We start from the raw sequence: 23,385 nt of genomic DNA, 5'->3' as shown, positions 1-23,385 counted from the left end.
GCGGGCGGTGACTCAGCGTCCATCTGGGGTCCGGGAACGGACGCATACCCACCGCTGCGGGGCGTCAGAGCTGCGTGACGACGAGGTCGAGGCGGTTCTTCTCGCGTTCCACGGTCCAGCCGAGATCGCGCAAGGCGGTCGCGAGCTCGTCGATCGTCGTCGCGTCCACTCCCTCGCTCAGCAGCTGGCGGACGACGCGGCCCTTGGTCGCCTTGTTGAAGTGGCTGACGACGGTGCGCTTGCCGCCCTTCTCGTGCAGGACCCGCATCGTCGCGGTGGGCACATCGCGCGGAGGAGTGCCGAGATTGACGTACGTGCCGGACCGCAGGTCCACGACGAGCCGCCCGTCGGCGAGACGCTCGATCGCCGCCGGAAGGCGGGGCTTCCACCGGCTCGCGACGGTGCCCAACCGCGGCAGCGTGACTGAGCCGGAGAGCCGGTACGCGGGGATGTGATCGCTCGGGCGGACCAGGCCGAACAACGCGGACGCGATCGCCAGAGTGCGGTCGGCGCGTTCGCGGACGCTCTCGTCGAAGCTCGCCGGATCGAGGTTCTCGAACAGCACGCCCGTGTAGACGGCGTCGGCCCGGGCGGTCGGTTCGTCCCGCAGGTTCGCGTTGCGGGGGAGGGCGTCGGCCTGCGTGGGACCGAGCCCCAGCACCTCCATCGCCCGCGCCGGCCTGCCTTCGCTCAGCCGGATGAGCGCGCGCAGGAGCTGCTCGCGAGTCGTGGTGAGCTCAGGGAGACCGAGCGTCTCCAGGTCGAGTGCGCGGCCCCGCTCGGGCCGGGTTTTGCCTTCGGACGGTGGGAGCAGGATCAGCACCCGACGACCCTACCGGCGGCGTCGATCAGACCGCGCGGACGCCCTCGCCGAGGAGGAGGACGGCGAACACCGCGAAGGCCGCCGCGGCGACGTAGCGGATGACCTTCTCGGGCAGGTGGCGGCCGAGCACGGCACCGACGACGATCGCGAGGGCGTCCGCGGCGACCATGCCGATGGTGCTGCCGATCCAGGTGCCGAACCAGTCCTCACGCACGGCGAGCGTGATCGTGGCGAGCATCGTCTTGTCGCCCAGTTCGGCGAGGAAGAAGGCGAACCCGACCGCCAGGATCGCGGCGCCCGTGCTGGTGCGCGCCTTGGCGGCCTCGTCCTCGGTCAGTTCGTCACCGCGCAAGGTCCAGGCCGCGAACCCGAGGAATGCGATACCGGCCGCGATCGCGATCCAGCCCTGGTAGTCGGCGAAGGCCTCGCCGATCCAGAAGCCGATCGCCACGGAGGCGAGGTGCACGATCGCCGTCGCGAGGGTGATGCCGACCAGCACGTCCCGCGCACGGTAACGGGAGGCGAACGTCATCGCCATCAGCTGGCTCTTGTCGCCCAGTTCGGCGACGAAGATCACGACGGTGCTGAGCACCAGGGCGTCCCACATGAAAAAAGCTCCTCGTCCGAGCTGGACGAAGAGCCGCGATGACGAGTCCTCGACCGGCTCGTCGTCTGTACTACGGTCCGGTCGAAAGTCTCGTCCGCCAGACATCTGGCCCGCTGCACCGGATCGACCGAGGTCGTTCAGTATGTCGACACAGCGATTGGGGACTACTCCCTTTCGGCTCGCAACGCTAGCAGACCGCGAGGCCGCGGTGCACCGTGAGCTGCGTCGCACGCGTAGGATCGAGGATGCGAATGAGTCGGCCGGGCGGTCGCGGCACCGTGAGGTGTCGAGGAAAGTCCGGACTCCACAGAGCACGGTGGTGGCTAACCGCCACCCACGGCGACGTGCGGGACAGTGCCACAGAAAGCAGACCGCCAGCGGCCCTCGTCCTGGGACGAGGGTGCGGGTAAGGGTGAAACGGTGAGGTAAGAGCTCACCAGCGTGGCGGGTGACCGTCGCGGCTAGGTAAACCCCACCGGGAGCAAGACCAAGAGGGCCTTCGGGCCTGCGCTGACGGGCTGCTCGTCCGATGTCAGCGGGTAGGTCGCACCGAGGCGCGCAGCAATGCGCGTCCCAGATGGATGGCCGCCCCTCGCGCCTGGCGCGAGGACAGAATCCGGCTTACAGGCCGGCTCATTCGCCCCCGCCCGACGGCGGCGAGCCCGGTCGAGCCGGGCCCGCCGTGTGCGGCCCTCAGGCCGTCGGGACCACCAGCAGCGCCCACGCGACGAGCGGGGCCACCACGACGATGCTCATGCCCCATTGCATGAGTCGCTTGAACACCATCTCGCGCTGGTCGGGTTCGGCGTTGGCCACGACGAGCGCTCCGTTGGTCGAGAACGGGCTGCAGTCGACCACCGAGCTCGAGATGGCCAGGGCGGCGATCAGCGCGATCGCGTTGACCTGCTCGGTGAGCAGGAACGGCACCGCGAGCGGGATGAGCGCGCCGATGATGCCGGTCGTCGAGGCGAACGCCGAGACCACCGAGCCGATGAGGCAGATGAGCAGCGCCGCGACCAGGGGAGCGCCGACTCCGGCGACGCCGTCACCGAGCCACTGCACGACGCCCTGGTTCTCCAGCAGCGACACGTACGTGACGATGCCACCGATCAGCAGGACGGTGCCCCAGCTGATCTTCTCCACGGCGCCCTTGGCCGACGCCGGGAAGGCGAGCGTCAGCGCGACGGCGATGGTGAGCGCCGTGAAGCCCACGTCGAGGTCGAAGCCGAGCGCACCGACCATGAGCGCGAGGAGCCCGAGGAGCGTGAGCCACCGCTGCGGGTTGAGACGGGTGGCGTCATCGGCATCGTCCGAATCCGAGGCGCCGCGCCGGGCCTCGACAGCCGAGTGGGGAGTCTGGCGGGTCGCGGCGTGAGTGGCCTCGCGCGAGGTGCGCTCGGCCTCCGCTCCCATCGCACCCACGGCCGCCTCGTCGCGGCCGCGGCCGATCAGCTGGCGCCCGCCGAAGGACAGGTAGGTGATGACCGCGATCAAGGTCGCCGCAGCGAACGTTGTCACGAACAGGACGCCCTGGTTGCCGGGCAGGTCGTTGCTGTCGACGACGCCGTTGGTGATGGAGCCGAAGATGCCGATCGGGGAGAAGCTGCCTGCCGTGGCGCCCTGCACGACCATCATGCCCATGAGCACCGGATGGATCTGGTAGCGCAGCGCGAAGCCCATCGCGACCGGCGCGACGATCGCCACCGCAGCGGGGCTCACAGCGCCGATGGCGGTGACCGCGGCGCACACGGCGAACATGGCCCAGGGCACCAGCGCCACCCGTCCACCGACCGCGCGAACGGCCGCGTGGACGATCCAGTCGACGGTGCCGTTGTTCTTGGCGAGCGCGAACAGGTAGGTGACGCCGACGAGGATGACGAACAGGTCGCTGGGGAAGCCGGCCAGGACGTCGTCAGTGGTCGCGTCGTAGACCGCGAGCCCGACGATGAACGAGGCGACGAGGGCCAAGGCGCCCATGTTGACGCCTCGGATCGTGGCGACGAGGAAGACAATCGCGAGGACGGCCAACGCGATCAGCTCGTGGGACATGGTTCTCCTGGTGTGATCGAAGTCTCAACCCGGGGAGCCTAGCTGTGGCTCAGCCACCTGTCCACTGCGGGGTGGCGTGGCTACCATGTCGCCATGCCCGAGCGCTCCAAACTGCCGCCCGTTCGCCGAGAACGTCTTTACGAAAGTCTGGCCGCGCACATCTCCGACTTCATCGAGGCCCAGGGGCTGGTCGGCGGGGACCGGCTGCCGCCCGAGCGGCAGCTGGCGGCCGAGCTCGGGGTCAGCCGCGCGACCCTGTCGAGGGCATTGGCCGCCCTGGAGACGAAGGGCCGGATCGAGGTGCGGCACGGCGTCGGAGCCCTCGTCCGGGAGAGTAGCGAGTCGGCCGCGCCGCCTCTGCTGGCGAGCGTCGACACCCGCCCTCGCGCGGAGGTCATCGCGGCGCGCGAGGCGATGCTGGCCGGTATCGCTCGGGCCGCGGCGGTCCATCCGCAGGACTCGCTCCGGGTGGCGATGCTGGCCGACGACGGGCGCACGCGCACCTTCGAGCACACGTGGCGGTGCATCCGCCGGCTCGCCGAATCGCCCCTGTTGGCCGAACTCGACGACACGCTGGCCGCGCACGCGCCCGACCCGACGCCGACTCCCGAGCTTCGTGCGCGCATCGACGAGCTCGCCGAGGCGATCATCCGCGGCGATGCCGCCACGGCCGCGACGGTGTGCGCCGGCATGCTCGGCGACTGACGCCGTTATTCCCCGGCGCGGCGAGAGAACTCTCACCGTGTCGCCGAGGTGCCCGTGCGATGCGGGCGCGCTAGCGTCACGAGTATGGCTTCAGTTCCCCACATCACGCTCAACAACGGTGTCGAGATTCCGCAGTTCGGGTTCGGAACGTGGCAGATCCCGCCGGAGGACGCGCAGGCTCGCGTCGCCGAGGCGCTGGAGGTCGGCTACCGGCACATCGACACCGCGCAGATGTACGGCAACGAGGAAGGCGTCGGCGCGGCGATCGCTGCCGCCGGGCTTGCTCCCGAGGACGTCTTCGTCACCAGCAAGCTCAACAACAACAACCACGCCCCCGAGCGGGTCGGGGCATCGCTCGACGAGTCGCTCCAGCGGCTCGGTCTCGAGCGGCTCGACCTCTTCCTCATCCACTGGCCGCTGCCCACGATCGACATCGACTACGTCGACACGTGGAAGGCCATGGAGGAGGTCTACCGGTCGGGCAAGACCCGCGCGATCGGCGTCTCCAACTTCAACGCCCACCACCTGCGTCGGCTGCTCGACGAGACCGAGGTCGTCCCCGCGGTGAACCAGATCGAGGTCCACCCGTTCTTCGCGCAGGACGACCTGCGTGCGGTCAACGCCGAGCACGGCATCGCGACCGAGGCGTGGTCGCCGCTCGCGCAGGGGCAGATCCTGTCCAACCCGGCGGTCACGCAGATCGCCGAGGCGATCGGCCGGGCGCCCTCGCAGGTCGCCCTGCGCTGGCACCTGCAGCGCGGCGACATCGTCTTCCCGAAGGCGTCGTCGATCGAGCGTGTGCGTCAGAACTTCGACGTCTTCGACTTCGAGCTGTCCGACGCGGACATGGGGTCGATCTCCGCACTCGACGAGGGACGTCGCATCGGGCCCGACCCCGACACGTTCGACTACATCCCCGCCTGATCACAGCGCCGAGCCCCCGCCCGTCACCGGACGAGCGGGGGCTCGCGCGTGTCAGCTGCGGGTGAGGATCTCGGCTCCGTCGTCGGTGACGAGAAGCGTGTGCTCGAACTGGGCGGTCCGCTTCCCGTCGCGGGTGCTGGCGGTCCAGCCGTCGTCCCACAGGTCCCACTCGATCGTGCCCAGCGTCAGCATCGGCTCGATCGTGAACGTCATGCCCGGCACGATGACGGTGTCGGCCTCGGGGTCGTCGTAGTGCGGGATGACGAGCCCGTCGTGGAATGCCGGGCCCACGCCGTGGCCGGTGAAGTCACGCACGACGCCATACCCGAAGCGTCGCGCGTACGCCTCGATGACGCGGCCGATCACGTTGATCTGCCGGCCGGGCTTGACCGCTGCGATGGCTCGGCGCAGCGACTCCTCCGTGCGCTCCACCAGCAGGCGGGACTCCTCGTCGACGTCACCGACGAGATAGGTCTTGTTGGTGTCCCCGTGCACGCCGTCGACGTACGCCGTGATGTCGACGTTGACGATGTCGCCGTCGAGGAGGGGACGGTCGTCCGGGATGCCGTGGCAGATGACCTCGTTGACGCTCGTGCACACGCTCTTCGGGTACCCGCGGTAGCCGAGCGTCGACGGGTAGGCGTCGTGGGAGACGAGGAACTCGTGGGCGACGCGATCGAGTTCGTCGGTGGTCACTCCGGGAGCGATCGCGGCCTCCACGGCGTCCAGTGCCTGGGCCGCGAGCCGGCCTGCCACCCGCATCGCCTCGATCGTCGCGGTGTCCCGCACGAGCGGCCCGCGGTAGGGCAGGGGAGCGGACTGGCCCACGTACTCGGGTCGGTCGATGTGCGCCGGAACCGGCCGTTCGGCCGAGACGACGCCGGGCGTGAGCCGAGGTGCGAGCATGGCGCGATTCTATCGGCGGCCGGGTGAGCGGGGCGTCGAGCGGAGCGGAGCCGGCTGCGGCACGATGAGGGCATGAGCAGTGACAGCGACGGACCCAAGTACTACTACTGCTTCAAGCACCAGACCGTCGAGGGTGAGGACGGCTGCCGCGGCGCCGACCGCATGGGCCCCTACGACACCCCGGAGGAAGCGGCGCGCGCCCTCGAGATCGCCGAGGCCCGCAACGAGGCCTGGGACAACGACCCGGCCTGGAACGATCCGGACGAGTGAGAACCCGCTGAGTGCGACGTTCCGGCTTAATCAGCGGATTTCGGCGCCGGAACGCCACACTCAGCGCGTCGACGCTCAGCTCTCGAAGGAGTGCTCCGGGCCGGGGAAGGTTCCGGCAGCGACGTCGGCGGCGTATTCCTGGGCTGCCGCGAGCATGACGCCGTGCAGGTCGGCGTACTTCTTGACGAAGCGCGGCGACCGGCCCGTGTTGAGGCCCATCATGTCCTGCCAGACGAGCACCTGGGCGTCGCACGAGACGCCCGCGCCGATCCCGATCGTCGGGATGTCGAGCGCCTTGGTGACCTCGGCCGCCACAGGAGCGGGCACCATCTCCATCACGACGGCGAAGGCGCCTGCCTCCTGCATCGCCAGGGCGTCGTCGATCAGTCGCTGGGCGGCATCGCCGCGACCCTGCACGCGGTAGCCGCCGAGCGCGTGCTCGGACTGCGGCGTGAATCCGACGTGGGCCATGACGGGGACGGCGCCCTCCGTCAGTTTGCGCACCTGCGGCACCATCTCGACCCCGCCTTCGAGCTTGACCGCCTGCACCTCGGCCTCCTTGAGGAAGCGCACGGCCGTGGCGTACGCCTGCTCCGGCGAGCCTTGATAGGAGCCGAACGGCAGGTCGGCCACGACGAGCGCACGGCGGGCCGAACGGGCCACGGCGCGCGCGAGCGGGATGAGCTCGTCGACCGTCACCGGCAGCGACGTGCCGTTGGCGAAGACGTTGTTGGAAGCGGAGTCTCCGACCAGCAGGACCGGGATGCCCGCCTCGTCGAAGACCGTGGCCGCTCCTTGGTCGTAGGCGGTGAGCATGGCCCACCGGTGACCCTCGGACTTCCACCTCTGCAGATGGTGGATCCGGACCTTCTTGACGGACGGATCCGCCGTGGGGCCGCCGCCGTACGGCGCCGGTTCCTCGGCATGCTGAACAGCATCGTTCATCGACTTCTCCTTCTCGCAGCCCCTCGGCGGGGTCCACGGACAGCAGCAGCCTACAGCTCCTCGCGCCAGCGGTTGGTGATGGGAACGCGTCGGTCCCGGCCGAAGTTGCGGGCGCTGATCTTGGGTCCGGGCGGATACTGCCGGCGCTTGTACTCCGCGCGATCGACGAGCGTGACGACCTGCTGCACGATCGCTGGGTCGAAGCCCTCCTCGATGACCGCCTTCGCGCCGAGGTCCCGCTCGACGTAGGCGTCGAGGATGCCGTCGAGAACGTCGTACGGCGGCAGCGAGTCGGTGTCCAGCTGACCGGGCCGCAGCTCCGCCGACGGCGGCTTGCTGATGGTGTTCTCCGGGATCGGCGGCTGCTCTCCCCGCGACTCCGCCCAGGCGTTCCGCCACCGGGCGAGCTCCCACACGATCGTCTTGGGCACGTCCTTGAGCGGCGCATAACCACCGACGGCGTCGCCGTAGATCGTCGAGTAGCCGGTGGCGAGTTCGGACTTGTTGCCGCAGGCGAGGACGAGATGCCCGTGCTGGTTGGACAGTCCCATCCAGATCACCGCGCGGATGCGGGCCTGGAGGTTCTCCTCGGCGAGCCCCTCGAGCTGAAGGGCGTCCTGATATGCGTCGAAGATCGGCGCGATCGGCACGGTGTCGAGATGCAGGCCGGTGCGCCGTGCGAGCTCGGCGGCGTCGGACCGCGAATGCTCCGTCGACCACTCGCTGGGATTCGAGACGCCGAAGACGCGATCGGCGCCGAGGGCGTCCACCGCCACGGCGGCCGCGAGCGTCGAGTCGATGCCGCCGGAGAGCCCGAGCAGCACCGACCGGAAGCCGTTCTTCTCGACGTAGTCACGCAGGCCGAGAACGATCGCCTGGTAACGCTCGCCGAGGTCGTCCCACCGCTCGGCGACCGTCGGTGTGAGCGGCTCGTACGAAGGCAGCGGATCGGAGGAGACGACGACTCGGTCCACCAGCAGCCCGTGGACGCGCGTGTCCGGGTCCGGCATGGGCGCGGTGGCCGCCGCGAGGTCGAGGTCGGTCACCAGCAGCTCGGGGACGAACTGCGCGGCGCGGGCGACGAGCTCGCCGTCGGCGTCGACCACGAGGGAGTCGCCGTCGAAGACGAGCTCGTCCTGACCGCCGACGAGGTTGACGTAGGCGAGGGCGCAGGCGCCTTCGCGGGCCCGACGCGCGCACAGTTCCAGCCGGGCGTCGTCCTTCGCCGCCTCGTACGGCGAGCCGTTGAGCACGAGCAGGAGGCCGGCCTCGGCCGCCTTGGCCGCCGCCGACGGTCCGTCCTGCCAGATGTCCTCGCAGATCGCGATGGCGACGTCGACGCCGTGGACCTGGACGATCTGCACCTCCTCGCCGGGGACGAAGTTGCGGAACTCGTCGAAGACGCCGTAGTTGGGCAGATGGTGCTTGTCGTAGCGCGCGACGACGCGACCGCCGCTGATGACGGAGGCGGAGTTCGTGGGGGCGTTCTTGGGGACGCCCAGCCGCTCGGGCATGGCCTCGACCTCGCGCGGCTTGGCGCTGTCGAGGTGTCCGACCACGGCGACGAGGTCGCCCAGACCTTCGTCGGCGAGCCGCTCAGGGAGGGCGGCGATCGCCTCCTGCGAGCGGCGGATGAAGGTCAGCCGACCGGCGAGGTCCTCCACGGGGTAGCCGGTGAGCACCATCTCGGGGAACACGACGAGGTGGGCTCCCGCGCGGGCGGCATCGTGACAGGCGCTCACGACGAGCTCGACGTTGTGGTCGATGTCGCCGACGACCGCATTGACCTGGGCAAGGGCGAGACGCAGTTGAGGCACGACGCCAGCCTAGGGCGTCCGCGGCCGCCGCGAGCGGCGAGCGGACCCGACAGGAGCGGTGAGCGACGACGCACCGTGACACACCGATGCGTGACAGGTCACCGCCCACGGCTGGTCCCTCGCGCACGCCCGCGCCCCTACACTGACCGCATGGGTAAGCAGGAGGAGTTCGTACTCCGGGCGCTCGAGGAGCGCGACGTCAGGTTCGTGCGCTTGTGGTTCACGGACGTGCTCGGCTCGCTCAAGTCGGTGGCGATCGCCCCGGCCGAGCTCGAGGGCGCCTTCGGGGAGGGCATCGGCTTCGACGGCTCGGCGATCGAGGGATTCGCCCGCGTGCACGAGGCCGACATGCTCGCCAAGCCCGACCCGTCCACGTTCCAGATCCTGCCGTGGCGCGGCGAGACGCCCGCGACCGCGCGCATGTTCTGCGACATCCTGATGCCCGACGGCAGCCCGTCCTACGCCGACCCGCGGCACGTGCTCAAGCGGGCGCTGGGCAAGGCGGCCGACGCCGGGTTCACGTTCTACACCCACCCCGAGATCGAGTTCTTCCTGCTCAAGGGCAAGCCCGGTCGCGGCGAACAGCCCGTTCCCGTCGACGACAGCGGCTACTTCGACCACACCGCGCAGGGCGGTGGCCAGGACTTCCGTCGTGAGGTCATCACGATGCTCGAGTCGATGGGGATCTCGGTCGAGTTCAGCCACCATGAGGGCGGCCCGGGCCAGCAGGAGATCGACCTGCGCTACGCCGACGCACTCAGCACGGCCGACAACATCATGACCTTCCGGACCGTGGTCCGCGAGGTCGCGCTGAGCCAAGGCAAGTGGGCGTCCTTCATGCCCAAGCCGTTCACCGAGCACCCCGGCTCGGGCATGCACACCCACGTGTCGCTCTTCGAGGGCGACGAGAACGCCTTCTACGAGGCCGGCGCCGAGTACCAGCTCAGCAAGACGGGTCGCCAGTTCATCGCGGGCGTCCTCGAGCACACGCCGGAGATCACCGCCGTCACGAACCAGTGGGTCAACTCCTACAAGCGGCTCGCGTGGGGCGGCGAGGCGCCCAGCTACGTCTGCTGGGGCCACAACAATCGCTCCGCCCTCGTCCGGGTGCCGATGTACAAGCCGCACAAGAGCGGGTCGGCGCGGATCGAGCACCGCGCCCTCGACTCGGCCTGCAACCCCTACCTGGCCTTCGCGCTGATCCTCGCGGCCGGGCTGAAGGGCATCGAGGAAGGCTACGAGCTGCCGCCGGAGGCCGAGGACGACGTCTGGTCGCTCACCGAGAACGAGCGTCGCGCCCTCGGCATCGCGCCGCTGCCGCGCAACCTCGACGAGGCGATCCGCATCATGGAGTCGAGCGAGCTCGTGGCCGAGACGCTCGGCGAGCACGTCTTCGACTTCTTCCTGCGCAACAAGCGCGCCGAGTGGCAGGACTACCGGTCGCAGGTCACGCAGTTCGAGATCGACCGGCTCATGCCGGTCGTCTGAGACGATGCCCGTGGTGCTGTCCCGCCTCGGATTCCGCGACACGCAGCGGGCCACCGCCGACCTCGCGGTGCTCGGCGACTGCTCGGACGACCTCGTCACCCAGATCGCGTCGGTCGCCGACCCGGACACCTGCCTGGCGTCGCTGGCGCGCATCGCCGAAGCCGACGGCGGGTGCGAGCGGCTGGTCGGACTGCTGGAGTCCGATGACGAGCTGCGGCTGCGGCTGCTCATCGTCCTCGGCACGAGCGAGGCGCTCGGCGACTTCCTGGCCCGTCACCCCGAGTACGTGACCGACGTGGCCGCCGACGAGTTGCTGCGCCGTCCCGCCACCCTGGACGAGTACCGGGCGTGGATGCTGCAGGCCACCGACTCGGCGAGCCTGCGAGTGCAGTACCACCGGGCGCTGCTGCGTATCGCCGCGCGCGACCTCACGGCGGTGACGTCGTTCGTCGAGTCGTCCGGCGAGCTCGCGGACCTCGCGATCGCGACGCTCGACGCGGCGCTGCGCATCGTGGCCGCGGAGGAGCCGAAGTCCGACGCCGCCCGCCTCGCGATCATGGCGATGGGCAAGACCGGCGGGCACGAGCTCAACTACGTGAGCGACGTGGACGTCATCTTCGTCTACGAGCCGGCCGAGGGCGCCGACGACACTGAGGCGATGAACGTCGCCACCCGGATGGCCTCAGCCGTCATGCGGCTGTGCCGTGAGCACACGCGCGAGGGCACCATCTGGGAGGTCGACGCCAACCTGCGTCCGGAGGGGAAGAACGGACCGCTCGTCCGCTCCCTCAACAGTCACGTGGCCTACTACGAGAAGTGGGCGAGCACGTGGGAGTTCCAGGCGCTGCTCAAGGCCCGCTACGCCGCCGGCGACGAGGACCTGGCCCAGCGTTATCTGGACGCGCTCAGCCCGATGGTCTGGTCGGCGAGCAATCGCCCCAATTTCGTCGCCGACGTGCGCGCCATGCGCAAGCGGGTCGTCGACAACATCCCGCACGCCGATCGCGACCGTCAGCTCAAGCTCGGCAGCGGCGGCCTGCGCGACGTCGAGTTCGCGGTGCAGATGCTGCAGCTCGTGCATGGACGCGGCGACACCGAGCTGCGCAGTCCCACGACGCTGCTGGCCCTGCACGCGCTCACCGAGGGCGGGTACGTCGGACGACGCGACGGTGCCGCGCTGGAGGACGCGTACGAGTTCCTGCGCACGCTCGAGCACCGCATCCAGCTGTTCCGGCTCAAGCGCACGCACATCGTCCCCGAGGATCCGGAGGACCTGCGACGCATCGGTCGCAGCATGGGATACCGCCACAGCCCGGTCGACAGCCTGGTCAAGGAATGGCAGGCGCACCGGCGCGTGGTGAGCCGGCTGCACGAGAAGCTGTTCTACCGTCCGTTGCTCGACGCCGTCGCCAGCCTGCCGACGGAGGGACTGCGACTCACCCAGTCCGCGGCCGAGCAGCGCCTCGCGGCGCTCGGTTTCGTCGACCCGGTGGGCGCCATGAAGCACATCGAGGCGCTCACGAGCGGCGTCTCCCGTCGTGCGGCGATCCAGCAGTCGCTGCTGCCGGCGATGCTCGCCTGGTTCGCCGAATCGCCGGACCCCGACGGCGGTCTGCTGGCGTTCCGGACGATCTCGGAGGAACTCGGCGAGTCGCACTGGTACCTGCGCAAGCTTCGCGACGAGGGCGTCGGGGCTGAGCAGCTCGCGCGGTTGCTGTCGTCGAGCAAGTACGTCACCGGCCTCATCGTGCGCGCGCCCGACGTCGTGGCGCTCCTCGGTGACGACGCCGAACTGGTTCCTCACGACCTCGACCGCCTGTCCACGGAGATGGAGTTGGCCGCGCGTCGGCACTCGGTGCCCGACGCCGCCGTACGCGCGATCCGTCGGGTGCGACGCCGCGAGCTCGCCCGGGTGGCGATGGCCGACGTGCTGGGTCTGCTCGACATCGCCGCGGTGGGGGAGGCGCTGACCGCGATCAACACCGCGACCCTCCAGGCGACCCTCGCCGTGGCCATGACCGCCTACGAGCAGGAGAAGGGCCCGCTGGCGGTGCGGATGGCGATCGTGCTGATGGGCCGCCTCGGCGGGCACGAGACCGGATACGGGTCCGACGCGGACGTGATGTTCGTGCACGAGCCGCTCGAAGGCGTCGCGGACGCCGACGCCTCCAAGTGCGCGCTCTGGATCGCGCAGAAGTTGCGGCAGCAGCTCGGTGCGGCGGGAGACGACCCGCCGCTGCAAGTCGACGCGGATCTGCGCCCGGAGGGCAAGAACGGTCCGCTGGTCCGCTCGCTGTCCTCGTACGCGGCCTACTACGAGAAGTGGTCGGACACCTGGGAGGCGCAGGCGCTGCTGCGCGCCGACGCTGCGGTGGGCGACCCGGACCTGTGCCGTCGGTTCACCGAGCTCATCGATCCGCTGCGGTATCCCGAGGGCGGGCTCAGCGAGTCGCAAGTGCGTGAGATCCGGCGGATCAAGGCGCGGGTCGATGCCGAGCGGTTGCCGCGCGGCGCGAACCCGAACACCCACCTGAAGCTCGGCCGCGGTGGCCTCGCCGACATCGAGTGGACGGCGCAGCTGCTCCAGCTCGAATATGCCCATGAGCATCCCGCGCTGCGGACCACCCGGACGATCGCCGCGATCGACGCCGCGGCCGAGGCCGGCCTGCTGGACCGCGGTGACGCGGACATCCTCATCGAATCCTGGCGCATGGTCAGCCGCATCCGCAACGGTGTGGTGCTGCTGCGCGCGAAGTCGGCGGAGTCGATGGTGGAGGCCCCGGACGACCGCGCCGGTCTCGCCCATCTCATCGGGGACGGTGCCGACCGCTTCGAGGAGCTCATGGACCGCTACCTCAAGATCACCCGCCAGGCCCGCAAAGTCGTCGAACGCGTCTTCTGGGACTGACCCGGCCGCTGGTCTCGATACGCGCGCGGTCGACAACGACGACGGCGGCCGGGCCCTTGCGGGACCGGCCGCCGTCGCGATCGGGCGTCAGACTGCTGCGTGCCGTTTCTCGGCCGCTTCGCGGGCCGCGGCTTCGGCCTCGCGCTTGGCGCGGCGCAGGGCCTTGGACTCCGGCGAGTTGCCGACCTTGTACGGGTCGTCCGGCTTGTGCGAGAGCTGGTGCAGCTTGCGCGCGACGCTGGCGAGCTGCTTGGACAGCCGGCCCGTGTTGTAACGCAGGCCGTACTTCTCCACGAGTCGCTTCACGTCCTCGGACACCTCGCGGTAGCGGCGCGCCGGGATGTCGGGGAACAGGTGGTGCTCGATCTGGTGACTCAGGTTGCCGGTCATCACGTGGAAGAGCGGCGTGCCCGAGATGTTCGCCGAGCCGAGGATCTGGCGCAGGTACCACTGGCCGCGGGTCTCGTTCTTGGCGTCCTCCTCCTGGAACGTCTCCACGTCGGCCGGGAAGTGACCGCAGAAGATGACCAGGAACGTCCAGATGTTGCGGATGATGTTCGCGACGAAGTTAGCGCCGAACACCGCCAGCGGAACCCACCAGGCCGTGAAGGGCGCGAGCGGCAGCGACAGGGCCGGGTAGAGCAGGTAGTCCTTGGCGAGCTGGCGACGGATCTTGGCGTAGGCGCGCTTCTTGCGTCCCTGGAACTCCTTCTTGTCCATGCGGCCGGCGAGGTACTCGTCGAGCTCGATGCCGTGGTACATGACGCCCCACTCGAAGACGAGCATGAGGATGAACGCCAGCGGCAGGTTGAAGCGGTGGCTCGGGTACCACGGCTGGTCCTCGTCGATGCGGAACATGTTGTAGCCGATGTCCCGGTCCATGCCGTGGATGTTGGTGTACGTGTGGTGGATGTAGTTGTGGCCGTGCTTCCACTCCTGCGCGGGGGCCACGTTGTCCCACTCGTACCGCTTGCCGTCGACGAGCGGATCGTTCATCCAGTCGTACTGGCCGTGCATGACGTTGTGGCCGATCTCCATGTTCTCGATGATCTTGGCCAGACCGAGCAGCACGACGCCGGCGACGAGGGCCGTGACCCACGCGGCGGTCGACACGGGGAGCAGGAAGGGGAAGCCGAAGAGGACGACCCGGCCGAGCACCTCGAAGGAGCGCTGCACCTTGATGACACGTCGGATGTAGTCGGCATCCTCCTGGCCGAGGTCGTCGAGGACGCGCTGGCGGACTTCGTCGAGTTCGCGGCCGAATTCCTCGAGCTGCTCGTACGTCATGTAGTCGAGGCCGATCGTGGAGGGCCGGTTCGGGTCCTCGAGCGAGACGAGCGGCACGGGAGCGCGGTTGTGATCGCTCGCGCTGAGCGGCTCGATCGGAGCGGGCTTGGAGCGTCGTCGGAACAGTTTCATGGCGATTCCTCTCACAGATCGACGGCGACGTCGCCGACCGGGACCTGGACACAGACCTTGATGGTCTCGTCGGTGTTGGCGCAGACCTCGCCACTGATGACGTGACGGACCGCGCCGTGCAGCTTCTTGACCGCGCACGTGTTGCAGACACCCATGCGGCAGCCGTAGGCGGGGGAGAGGCCGGCTGCTTCGGCCTGCTCCAAGATCGTGGCACCGGAGTTCTCGGCGCTGGTGCCGCTCGCCTCGAAGGAGAGCGTGCCGGTGGCGTCCGCGGCGTCGAGGTCGACGGCGGGCACCTTGAAGTACTCCATGCGCAACTGGTCGGCCGCGCCGAGGTCCTCGTAGGTGTCGCGGACGGTGGCGATGAGGCCGGCGGGGCCGCACACGTACGTGAGCGTGCTCGCCGGATCGACGCCGAGGTGCTTGAGGTGGTCGATCGTGAACCGGCCGGCCAGTTCGGCACCCGGCTCCGGCTCGCGCGTGTACACGCGGACCATGCGGACGTTGGCGGCGCCGGCGAGGCGGTCGAGCTCGGGCGTGAACATCTCGTCCTCGCGGGAGCGGGCGTAATGCAAGAACACGACCTCGCCGGCGTGACCGCGGGCGACGAGGGTGCGCAGCATGCTCATGACGGGCGTGATGCCCGAGCCGCCGCTGATCATGACGAGACGGTCGGGGATCTCGTCGGGCAGGACGAAGTCGCCCTGCGCCTGCGAGAGGTAGACGATGGTGCGCTGCTGGAGTTTGCCGCCGTGCAGGAACTGCGAGACGAAACCGTCGGGGTGCGCCTTGACCGAGACGGTGATGAGCCCGTCGGACCGTTCAGCGGAGTCCGACAGGGAGAAGCAGCGCACGCGCCGCGTGCCGTCGACCTCGACACCGAATTCGACGTGCTGGCCGGGCTTGAAGCCGTTCCAGGCGCCGTTGGGACGCAGGACGACCGTGCTCGCCGCACCCGTCTCCCGCTTCACGTCCACCACGCGTGCGCGCACAGCCTCGGCGGTCCACATGGGGTGGAGGTACTCCAGGTAGTGGTCGACCGTATGAGGCGAGGTGAGGTGAGCGATGGGGGCGGAGGCCAGCATGCGCCGGATGACTCCCATGGCGACTCCTCGTCGGTCGGACTTCTGAGGTGCCACACGCCGTGAACACCCGTTCACTCAACTAGACCATGGATCGGCAACGTGCGCAAGAACCGGCGGGGAGAAAGCGATCACACCTGTTCACTGGAAATGGCCGGCGAAGCATACCACTAGGGTGGGGGCATGGCCGAGTCCGCGGCGCTCACGCGCCAAGAGCAGAAGGAGCGCACCCGCGCCGCTCTGCTCGACGCCGCACTGGAGCTCAGCCAGGAGAGTGGTTTTGCGCAGATCAGCCTGCGGCAGGTGGCCAAGCGGGCGGGCGTCGTCCCGGCTGCGTTCTATCGGCACTTCGCCTCGATGGACGAGTTGGGTCTGGCGCTGGTGGAGCGGTCGTTCGCGACATTGCGGCGGATGATCCGGGACGCACAGCGCGACCCCGACGTGTTCGCCCACATCATCGATGCCGCCGCCGAGGTGCTCGTCGAGACGGTGAAGGTCAACAAGGCGCACTTCGCCTTCGTCGCACGTGAGCGGGTCGGCGGCTCGCAGGCGGTGCGTGAGGCGATCAACCACGAACTCGACCTCTTCGTCTCCGAACTGGCGGTCGTGCTGGCGCGCCTGCCCAACATCGAGAACTGGAGCAGCGACGACGTCCAGATGGTGGCCCGGCTGTTCGTCCGCAACATGGTCGCCAACGCCGAGGAGGTCGTCGAGATGCCCGACGGCCGCCCGGACCTCGAAGCCAAGATCAAGGAGGGGGCGCGGCGCCAGATGCGCCTCATCGTCCTCGGCTTCGAGAAGTGGCGCAGCTGACGCCGACCCGCGCATCGGCCCGGTCTGCCAGACTGCGGGAATGAGCGAGCTTGCCGGACTGGTTCACGGCACCGAACAGGTCAACGGCATCGACCTGCACTGGGTCGAGGCGGGAGAAGGGCCGCTGGTCCTGTTGATCCACGGCTTCCCCGAGTCCTGGTACTCCTGGCGCTATCAACTCCCCGTGCTCGCCGACGCGGGCTATCGGGCGGTGGCGATCGACGTGCGGGGGTACGGCGAATCGGGTCGGCCGCACGCGGTCGAGGAGTACCGGATGCTGCGCCACGTCGCCGACAACCTGGCGTTACTGGAGGTTCTGGGTGAGACGCAGGCAGTCGTCGTCGGCCACGACTGGGGTGCACCGATCGCGTGGGCCTCTGCGCATCTGCGCCCCGACGTGTTCCGGGCGGTGGCGGGTCTTTCCGTACCGTTCACGCACTCAGGGTTCAGCCGACCCACAGAGTCCTTCGCGGCGATGGGCGGCGACGAGGAGTTCTACATCTCGTACTTCCAGGAACCGGGCCGCGCGGAGGCGGAGATCGAGGCGGACGTGCGCGGTTGGCTTCGGGGGATGTACTTCACGGCCAGCGGCGAGGGCGTGCGCGCGGCGAAGGCGGCGGGTCTGGGTCCCTCGATGCTCATCGCGTCGGGCGGCCGGATGTGCGACCGCTTCGTCGAGCCGGAGCAGCCGCCGGTGTGGCTGACCGAGGATGACCTCGACTTCTACGTGGGCGAGTTCGAGCGCAGCGGATTCACCGGTCCCCTCCACCGCTACCGCAACGTCGACCGCGACTGGGAAGATCTCAGCGTGTTCCGCGGTCGCCCGATCGAGGTGCCGGCGCTGTTCATCGGCGGCGAGCTCGACGGCCCGACGCGATGGGGCAGCCGGGCCATCGAGCGCTTTCCTCAGACTCTCCCGCGGCTGACCCGCGCCGAGATCCTGCCCGGCTGCGGCCACTGGGTGCAGCAGGAGCGGCCCGACGACGTCAACGCGCTCCTGCTGGAGTTCCTTGACACTGTCAGGGCGTAGACGCTCGGCCTGTCGGCTCCGCGAATCCGGCGTAGCCTCGCGACATGGGCACACGTGACGGATGGGACGTCTCGGATGAGGCGCTGACCAAGACCTACGAGTTCGACGATTTCCGCGCCGCGATCGACTTCATGAGCCGGGCGTCCGAGCGCATCGACGAGCTGGACCACCACCCGGAATGGACCAACGTCTACAACCGGGTCGAGGTCCGGCTGCAAAGCCACGACGTCGGCCGCGTGACCGAACGCGACGAGCGACTGGCCGAAGTGCTCGATGCGTGCGCCAGCGGCAGGACGGTCGAGCCGGAACTCGACACGTTCGGCCACGACCCCGCCGACGTTCGACGCTGGGGCGTCGAGAACGGGTTGCTCGATGACGAGAGCGCGCCGCTGGATCAGGAGACGTTCACGGCGTATCACGAGGCGGCGTTAGGGCCGAGGTAGCCCTGCCCACCGCGGAAAGGCTCAACGTGCGAGCGACGAGACACGATCTGCACCGGCTCCACGAGGAACCGTTCAGCTATGAGCAGGTGGGAGCCACCGCCGGTGCCCTCCCTGCTGGTTTCGCTCACCTAGACCGATCGCGTGTCGTCGGCCACGGCGAGTGCGACTTCGCGGCGGCGACGGCGGCGGTGATGCGCTGGCAGGCGCAGCGCGGTGCCGGGGCCGACGTCCTCGCGTCGACGGAGACGGCACGACCGGGGACGGTGCTCGTCGTCCGTCTTGGCGTAGGGCCGGCGGCGATCAGTGCTCCAGCACGGGTGGTGTACGTCGTGGAGGAGGAACGGCGTCGCGGTTTCGCCTACGGCACGCTGCCGGGTCACCCGTTGGCGGGGGAGGAGGCGTTCCTGGCTCACTGGCGCGACGATGGCACGGTGGTCTGCACCATCCGGGCCTTCTCGCGACCGGCCTCTCGGCTCACCACGCTCGTCAGCCAGCCACTGCCTGTCGTCCAGCGCGTCATGGCGGGCCGGTATCTCGGCGCGCTCGAGCGAGCCGTCAAGGGCTCGGCACGCTGAGGGATCAGGACAGCACGGCGGCGCCGAGGAGTCGGACCACCTCGAGCGCTAGTTCAAGATCGAGACGGTCCTGGTCGAGCGGCCGTCCGCGCAAGGCGGCCGCGCGCTCGATCCGGTACTTCACCGTGTTGCGGTGCAGGAGTAGGTGATGGGCCGCCGTTTGATAACTGCCGCCGTTGGCCAGAAACTCCAGCAGAGTTCCCCGAAGCCGCTCGGCTTGTTCCGTATCCGCGGCGAGGGGGCCGAGAACGTCCGCCACCCAGGCGGCCAGCGCATCCATGTCGGTGAGCAGCATGGCCACGACCGCGACCGCCCGGTCGCCGTACGCCGTCAGCTGGCGGCCGGTTCGCGCAACGCTCGCGACGTCGCGAGCCGCCTCGGCCTGACGGTGGCTTGCGCGGAACCCGGTGACGTCGTGTCCGAGGCGACCCAGGGCGATGCCGGTGTCGAGGTCTTCGGCGAGTACCGAGTCGACGGCTGACCGATCGAGGCCGCCGCCGTGGCCGCCGCGCCCGAACCAGACCCAAGCCGTGCTGCGATCCACCGCGGTGAACAGCAGTCCCGCGCAGCCGGTCGCCTTCGCCAGGTTCGCGGCGAGCGATCTCAGGCGCTCGGTGTGATCGACCCCCAGGTTGGACGGTGCGATCCACATGACGGCTGCGACGTGCTGCTGTTCGAGCCGGTATCCGGTGCGTTCGGCGAAGCCGTGGTGGGCGCCAGGGACGTCATCGAGGACACCGCGCACCAGCGACGCCGCGATCGACGCGCTGCGTTCCTCCATCTGCCGCCGTTCGTCCTCATAGGCGTCAAGCACGAGGCGGCTGATCCAGTCCACGTAACTGTGCAGCCAGCCGGCGAGGTGGTGCAGGAGTCGCAGGCGGGTGTCGGGGTCGACCTCGATCGTCCGCACCTCCTCGAAGATCTGCGCGAGAAGATCGTCGGACCCGAAGTGGTACGCCCGGCGCAGCGACGTGGCGGGGACCTTGCGCTGGGCCAAACGCACGGCGTACTCGATGGCGGCGGTGGCCGGCTGAGCGTGGTCGACGGGGATGTCGTTGTGGAGCATATGGAGGATCGTGGCGATGTTGCCGTCGACACTCGCGTGCAGCATGTCGCGCAGTTCCGGGTCGTCGAGATCGGCGATCGAGTGCTCGATCGCGTCGTTCATGCTGGCGTTGATCTCGTCGTGGCGTCGCTGCAGTCGCTCGGCGACGAGGGCGGTGAGGCGGGTGATCGTTGCGGCCTCGGGAGAACCGGGTGCGACGGTGCGGCGACGAGGAACCTGCTCGTTCATGGCGGCGGGCTCACTGCTCGCCGCGCCGGCGGCGCAGGGCGGACTGAGCGGCGTTGTAGCCGCACATCCCGTGCGCTCCGGCGCCGGGCGGTGTCGCCGCCGAGCAGAGATAGACCCCCGGTACGCCCAGGGTGTAGGGGTCGAGCGTGACGCGGGGGCGGAAGATCAGCTGCCGTGCGTCGTTGGCGCCGGTCACGACATCGCCGCCGACATAGTTGGGATTGTGCTGCTCCATCTCGATCGCCGAGCGGAGATGCCGGGCGACGATGCGGTCCCGGAAGCCCGGAGCGAAGCGCTCGATCTGCGCCTCGATCGCGCCCGTAGCGTCGCCGGTGTATCCGGAGGGAACGTGCGCGTAGGCATAGACCGGGACGATGTCGCCGGCCGTGCGGGTGGGATCGGCCAGGAACTGCTGCCCGACGAGCACGAACGGGCGATCCGGCATGCGGCCTCGGTTCACGACCGCCTCGGCCGTCGCGATCTCCTCGAACGTTCCGCCGACGTGGACCGTGCCTGCGTGCCGGGACTCCTCGTGGGTCCAGGGCACGCCTTCGTGAACGGCGAACTCGACCTTGAACGTGCCCGGGCCGTGCCGATACCGGGTGAGGGCGCGAGCGATGCGTGATGGCATCCGGTCGCCCACGATGCGCGCGGCGGCCGCCGGTGCGACGTCGAGCATGACGATGTCCGCGGGCAGGATCTCCTGCAGGGACGACACCGAAACCCCGGTCTGCACCTTGCCGCCGAACTCTTCGATCAGGGAGACCATGGCGCTCGCGATCGAGCGGGATCCGCCTTCCGCCACGGGCCACCCGTAGCGGTGGGCAGCCGTTCCCAATGCGACGCCGATGGCCGAGGACACGGGGGAGCCGAACGGGCGGAGCGCATGTGCGGCGACTCCCGCGAAGAGCGCTCGCCCCTCGTCCGTCGACCACCGACGGGCCAGCAGGCTGGCAGGTGCGAGGGAGAAGGCCCCGAATCGGGCGAGCTTGATCGGGTGCGCAGGGACGTGGAGCATCGGCCGCAGGAAGTCCTCGGCGATGCCGTCGAAGCGCTCGGTGAGTGGCCCGAAGATCTGCCGCCATCCTCGGCCGTCGGAGCCCAGCTGGGCGGCGGTGTCCTCGACCGACCGCCACGCCGCAGCGCCCCGGCCGTCATCGAGCGGATGGGCGTACTGGATCTGTGGCCACCGCCAGCGAAGTCCGTGGCGAGCGAGGTCGAAACGGCGCGAGAACGCGGTGTCGACCGCCAACGGGTGGAAGCCGGAACACTCGTCGTGCAGCACTCCGGGGACGGTCAGCTCACTCGATCGCGTGCCCCCGCCGATGGTGTCGGCGGCCTCGAGCACCTCGACCTCGACACCTTCGGCGGCGAGGGTCAGGGCGGCAGCGAGCCCGTTGGGCCCGCTGCCGACCACCACTGCCTTGGTCACGCGAGCTCGCCCTCGACCTGCGCGTCCCTGCGGTCCTGCTCCACGGTCGCGTCGACGTGAGGCGTGGCCATGCCTCGGGGTTCGTAACCGGCCCTGCGCCAGGCGACCTGGTGCGGGATCGGCCCGTTGGGGAGCCAGGGTTGCTCGCTGACGGCGTCCGTGACCCGCCACGTGCCCCGTTCGACCACTCCGAGGGCGGCGTCGATCACCTTGTACTCCTGCGTCGTCTTGTGGATCGGCTGGGACTCGACCCAGACCACCATGCACTCGCCGGGCTCGAACCGGCACCGCCGCTGAACCGCCTCAATGGTGGCCTCGTTGTGCAGGTGCCCGTCGCCGAACTGCCAACCCACGAGCGTCGTGCACACGAACTCAGCCTCGCGAATGCGGTAGTTCTCGAGTTTGTCCAGGTGACGCATCATCAACGACATCAAACCACGACCTTGGCTGTGCATCGTGCGCCAAGCCATCGCCTTCTGCATGAAGATCTCGGCGATGTCCTTGCCGAACGCCCCGCTGAGCTGGTCGACCTGATTGAGGTTGTACTTCACCAGGTGCTGGTTGAGCTTGGCCTCGGCCTCGTCTCCTCGAAACGCCCACGTGGCTGACGCCCAGTTTCCGGCGTACTGCCGCATCGAGGGAAGGAACGACACCAGGTCCGGCCGGAGGTTGCCGAGGATCGGGAAGGTCAGGAACGCCGCGAGGATCGGCACGTAGAGCCAGGCCGCGCTGATGTCGCCCACGCCGTAGCCGTCCCACGCCGGGAAACCGCCGAACAGCCACACCGTGGCGAAGATGAAGAAGACGTTCCACTCCAACGGTACGGCGAGCGGGAAGGTCGACGTGATGAAGACATGGAACACGATCATCCCGATGATGGCCAACCATGTGACGGCCGGATGGGTGGAGAACAGCAGGACGAGGGGAAGGGCCAGCTCGACGACCGTTCCACCGATGTGGGCGAAGCCCCAGGCGACCTTGGAAGGGCGCAGGTCGTCAGGGTAGTGACGGTAGAGCGATCGCTTGAACCGCCGCGATGTCAGCCAGGGCGTGTTGCTCATCATCGGCGGCACCACGTTGGTGAAGTGGTGGCCGAACTTCGAGACGCCGGCTCCCATCCAGATGGTCACCATCGCGATCTTCGCGGCCAGGATCATGTCGACGTGATGAGTGAGGACTCCGAAGAAGAAGATCACCGCGAGGTACTGCTCGGAGCGGGCCGCCAGGAAGACGACCTTGTCGCGTAGGCCCATGACGATGATGAGCGCCACGTAGGTCAGCAGAGCCCAGGCGGGGAGGAGACCGGCGTCGCTGCCGGGAAGGGCGGAGGACTCCACGCCGGGCGTCACGAGGAGGAAGCCGAGCACGCCCAGAATCGCCACGTAGAGCGTGACGTCGACGACGGTGCGGTGATCGCCCTGGGTCAGCGGGACCTTCGAGGGCCAGGGAGGTACGCGAAGGGTGTGACGCCGGCTCCAGTACAGGACTCCGCCGATGAGCGGCTTGAACTTGAAGGCCAATGGACCCGATGACGAGGCGAGTCCGAGGATCTCGAACAGGATCGTCCAGACCATGAGCTTCTGGTACACGATGGGCTCACCCCACCAGGCACCCATGTTCGTGAGGCCGCCGAGGCCAGGGGTCGTGAGTCCTACGATCAGCGTGCCGCCGACGACGTAGAACAGCAGTTTGTAGACGTACAGCATGTGGTTGGTCTTCGGGCTGCCGAAGCCGTAGTCGACCCAGTGCGTCGCCAGCATCCGCATCCGTTCCATGAACGGCATCGATTCGTAGTCCGCCGGATCGATCGGCGGCATGTCCGCTGTCGTGAATCCCATGGTCTGCTCCTTCACTT

General features: G+C 69.1%; 20 protein-coding genes and 1 other RNA gene. 10 read left to right on the top strand and 11 right to left on the bottom strand.

All coding sequences use genetic code 11. The annotated features are described in order from the left end of the window. Window positions 1–64 precede the first annotated feature (64 nt). Window positions 65–823, bottom strand: coding sequence for a YaaA family protein (locus tag EHW97_RS12140; RefSeq protein ID WP_124237440.1), 759 nt, complete (start codon window positions 821–823; stop codon window positions 65–67). Between the two features lie 25 nt (window positions 824–848). Next, window positions 849–1,430, bottom strand: coding sequence for a TMEM165/GDT1 family protein (locus EHW97_RS12135; protein ID WP_124237439.1), 582 nt, complete (start codon window positions 1,428–1,430; stop codon window positions 849–851). Between the two features lie 252 nt (window positions 1,431–1,682). Between EHW97_RS12135 and rnpB the strand changes: the two genes are divergently transcribed. Beyond that, window positions 1,683–2,070, top strand: an RNA gene (gene rnpB / locus EHW97_RS12130) — RNase P RNA component class A. Between the two features lie 53 nt (window positions 2,071–2,123). Here the strand turns inward: rnpB and EHW97_RS12125 are convergent. Continuing rightward, window positions 2,124–3,479, bottom strand: a complete 1,356-nt coding sequence (locus tag EHW97_RS12125; RefSeq protein WP_124237438.1) for an SLC13 family permease — start codon at window positions 3,477–3,479, stop codon at window positions 2,124–2,126. Window positions 3,480–3,572: 93 nt separating this feature from the next. On the opposite strand from EHW97_RS12125, the gene EHW97_RS12120 reads away from it, so the two are divergent. Then, the gene (locus EHW97_RS12120; protein WP_124237437.1) at window positions 3,573–4,184 is read left to right on the top strand and encodes a FadR/GntR family transcriptional regulator; all 612 of its coding nucleotides are present in this window, start codon (window positions 3,573–3,575) and stop codon (window positions 4,182–4,184) included. 84 nt (window positions 4,185–4,268) lie between these two features. Further along, window positions 4,269–5,108, top strand: a complete 840-nt coding sequence (locus tag EHW97_RS12115) for an aldo/keto reductase (protein ID WP_124237436.1) — start codon at window positions 4,269–4,271, stop codon at window positions 5,106–5,108. Window positions 5,109–5,159: 51 nt separating this feature from the next. On the opposite strand, the gene map is transcribed toward EHW97_RS12115, so the two are convergent. Further along, the gene (map, locus tag EHW97_RS12110; RefSeq protein WP_124237435.1) at window positions 5,160–6,014 is read right to left on the bottom strand and encodes a type I methionyl aminopeptidase; all 855 of its coding nucleotides are present in this window, start codon (window positions 6,012–6,014) and stop codon (window positions 5,160–5,162) included. A 72-nt stretch (window positions 6,015–6,086) separates the two neighbouring features. On the opposite strand from map, the gene EHW97_RS12105 reads away from it, so the two are divergent. After that, complete coding sequence (locus EHW97_RS12105; protein WP_124237434.1) at window positions 6,087–6,284, top strand: hypothetical protein; 198 nt, start codon at window positions 6,087–6,089, stop codon at window positions 6,282–6,284. 75 nt (window positions 6,285–6,359) lie between these two features. On the opposite strand, the gene panB is transcribed toward EHW97_RS12105, so the two are convergent. Continuing rightward, on the bottom strand, window positions 6,360–7,229 hold the full coding sequence (gene panB / locus EHW97_RS12100) for a 3-methyl-2-oxobutanoate hydroxymethyltransferase (protein ID WP_124237433.1): 870 nt from the start codon (window positions 7,227–7,229) through the stop codon (window positions 6,360–6,362). A gap of 50 nt (window positions 7,230–7,279) precedes the next feature. Then, a complete protein-coding gene (locus EHW97_RS12095; RefSeq protein WP_124237432.1) occupies window positions 7,280–9,046 on the bottom strand; it encodes an NAD+ synthase in 1,767 nt (588 codons plus the stop codon). Between the two features lie 150 nt (window positions 9,047–9,196). On the opposite strand from EHW97_RS12095, the gene EHW97_RS12090 reads away from it, so the two are divergent. Then, complete coding sequence (locus EHW97_RS12090) at window positions 9,197–10,534, top strand: glutamine synthetase family protein (RefSeq protein WP_124237431.1); 1,338 nt, start codon at window positions 9,197–9,199, stop codon at window positions 10,532–10,534. 4 nt (window positions 10,535–10,538) lie between these two features. Then, window positions 10,539–13,442, top strand: a complete 2,904-nt coding sequence (locus EHW97_RS12085; RefSeq protein ID WP_124237430.1) for a bifunctional [glutamine synthetase] adenylyltransferase/[glutamine synthetase]-adenylyl-L-tyrosine phosphorylase — start codon at window positions 10,539–10,541, stop codon at window positions 13,440–13,442. A gap of 87 nt (window positions 13,443–13,529) precedes the next feature. Here EHW97_RS12085 and EHW97_RS12080 read toward each other — a convergent pair whose 3' ends face one another. Together EHW97_RS12080 and EHW97_RS12075 are read right to left on the bottom strand one after the other, a co-directional pair. Further along, complete coding sequence (locus tag EHW97_RS12080) at window positions 13,530–14,861, bottom strand: fatty acid desaturase family protein (protein WP_124237429.1); 1,332 nt, start codon at window positions 14,859–14,861, stop codon at window positions 13,530–13,532. An 11-nt stretch (window positions 14,862–14,872) separates the two neighbouring features. After that, window positions 14,873–15,964, bottom strand: coding sequence for a ferredoxin reductase (locus EHW97_RS12075; RefSeq protein WP_208002022.1), 1,092 nt, complete (start codon window positions 15,962–15,964; stop codon window positions 14,873–14,875). Between the two features lie 162 nt (window positions 15,965–16,126). On the opposite strand from EHW97_RS12075, the gene EHW97_RS12070 reads away from it, so the two are divergent. From EHW97_RS12070 to EHW97_RS12055, 4 genes are read left to right on the top strand one after another with little or no spacing between them, the layout of a single operon-like run. Beyond that, the gene (locus EHW97_RS12070; RefSeq protein WP_124237428.1) at window positions 16,127–16,756 is read left to right on the top strand and encodes a TetR family transcriptional regulator; all 630 of its coding nucleotides are present in this window, start codon (window positions 16,127–16,129) and stop codon (window positions 16,754–16,756) included. A gap of 40 nt (window positions 16,757–16,796) precedes the next feature. After that, window positions 16,797–17,786: an alpha/beta fold hydrolase gene (locus EHW97_RS12065; protein ID WP_124237427.1), complete on the top strand. Its 990-nt coding sequence runs from the start codon at window positions 16,797–16,799 to the stop codon at window positions 17,784–17,786. 44 nt (window positions 17,787–17,830) lie between these two features. Further along, window positions 17,831–18,229, top strand: coding sequence for a 4a-hydroxytetrahydrobiopterin dehydratase (locus EHW97_RS12060; protein WP_124237426.1), 399 nt, complete (start codon window positions 17,831–17,833; stop codon window positions 18,227–18,229). 26 nt (window positions 18,230–18,255) lie between these two features. Then, entirely contained in the window at window positions 18,256–18,804 is a 549-nt protein-coding gene (locus EHW97_RS12055; RefSeq protein WP_208002021.1) for a DUF1990 family protein, read from the top strand. Between the two features lie 4 nt (window positions 18,805–18,808). On the opposite strand, the gene EHW97_RS12050 is transcribed toward EHW97_RS12055, so the two are convergent. Genes EHW97_RS12050 through EHW97_RS12040 form a run of 3 tightly spaced genes read right to left on the bottom strand, consistent with a single transcriptional unit; the run spans window position 18,809 to window position 23,368 of the window. Continuing rightward, the gene (locus EHW97_RS12050) at window positions 18,809–20,098 is read right to left on the bottom strand and encodes a PucR family transcriptional regulator (RefSeq protein WP_124237425.1); all 1,290 of its coding nucleotides are present in this window, start codon (window positions 20,096–20,098) and stop codon (window positions 18,809–18,811) included. Between the two features lie 10 nt (window positions 20,099–20,108). Next, on the bottom strand, window positions 20,109–21,530 hold the full coding sequence (locus EHW97_RS12045; RefSeq protein WP_124237424.1) for a phytoene desaturase family protein: 1,422 nt from the start codon (window positions 21,528–21,530) through the stop codon (window positions 20,109–20,111). After that, window positions 21,527–23,368 (bottom strand): DUF3556 domain-containing protein, encoded by a 1,842-nt coding sequence (locus tag EHW97_RS12040; protein ID WP_124237423.1) that lies wholly within the window; start codon window positions 23,366–23,368, stop codon window positions 21,527–21,529. The genes EHW97_RS12045 and EHW97_RS12040 overlap by 4 nt, the downstream gene beginning before the upstream one ends. Window positions 23,369–23,385 lie beyond the last annotated feature (17 nt).

It is taken from the genome of Aeromicrobium camelliae (assembly GCF_003850045.1).
Lineage (GTDB): Bacteria > Actinomycetota > Actinomycetes > Propionibacteriales > Nocardioidaceae > Aeromicrobium > Aeromicrobium camelliae.
Note: the sequence above shows the minus strand (reverse complement) of the source record. Positions and strands in the feature narration are given on the sequence as shown.

Bases quoted from the DNA above. Each gene is read 5' to 3' on its own strand.
- EHW97_RS12135 (WP_124237439.1), bottom strand. From the start codon at position 1,430: ATGTGGGACGCCCTGGTGCTCAGCACCGTCGTGATCTTCGTCGCCGAA.
- EHW97_RS12125 (WP_124237438.1), bottom strand. From the start codon at position 3,479: ATGTCCCACGAGCTGATCGCGTTGGCCGTCCTCGCGATTGTCTTCCTC.
- EHW97_RS12120 (WP_124237437.1), top strand. From the start codon at position 3,573: ATGCCCGAGCGCTCCAAACTGCCGCCCGTTCGCCGAGAACGTCTTTAC.
- EHW97_RS12115 (WP_124237436.1), top strand. From the start codon at position 4,269: ATGGCTTCAGTTCCCCACATCACGCTCAACAACGGTGTCGAGATTCCG.
- map (WP_124237435.1), bottom strand. From the start codon at position 6,014: ATGCTCGCACCTCGGCTCACGCCCGGCGTCGTCTCGGCCGAACGGCCG.
- EHW97_RS12105 (WP_124237434.1), top strand. From the start codon at position 6,087: ATGAGCAGTGACAGCGACGGACCCAAGTACTACTACTGCTTCAAGCAC.
- panB (WP_124237433.1), bottom strand. From the start codon at position 7,229: ATGAACGATGCTGTTCAGCATGCCGAGGAACCGGCGCCGTACGGCGGC.
- EHW97_RS12090 (WP_124237431.1), top strand. From the start codon at position 9,197: ATGGGTAAGCAGGAGGAGTTCGTACTCCGGGCGCTCGAGGAGCGCGAC.
- EHW97_RS12085 (WP_124237430.1), top strand. From the start codon at position 10,539: ATGCCCGTGGTGCTGTCCCGCCTCGGATTCCGCGACACGCAGCGGGCC.
- EHW97_RS12080 (WP_124237429.1), bottom strand. From the start codon at position 14,861: ATGAAACTGTTCCGACGACGCTCCAAGCCCGCTCCGATCGAGCCGCTC.
- EHW97_RS12075 (WP_208002022.1), bottom strand. From the start codon at position 15,964: ATGGGAGTCATCCGGCGCATGCTGGCCTCCGCCCCCATCGCTCACCTC.
- EHW97_RS12070 (WP_124237428.1), top strand. From the start codon at position 16,127: ATGGCCGAGTCCGCGGCGCTCACGCGCCAAGAGCAGAAGGAGCGCACC.
- EHW97_RS12065 (WP_124237427.1), top strand. From the start codon at position 16,797: ATGAGCGAGCTTGCCGGACTGGTTCACGGCACCGAACAGGTCAACGGC.
- EHW97_RS12060 (WP_124237426.1), top strand. From the start codon at position 17,831: ATGGGCACACGTGACGGATGGGACGTCTCGGATGAGGCGCTGACCAAG.
- EHW97_RS12050 (WP_124237425.1), bottom strand. From the start codon at position 20,098: ATGAACGAGCAGGTTCCTCGTCGCCGCACCGTCGCACCCGGTTCTCCC.
- EHW97_RS12040 (WP_124237423.1), bottom strand. From the start codon at position 23,368: ATGGGATTCACGACAGCGGACATGCCGCCGATCGATCCGGCGGACTAC.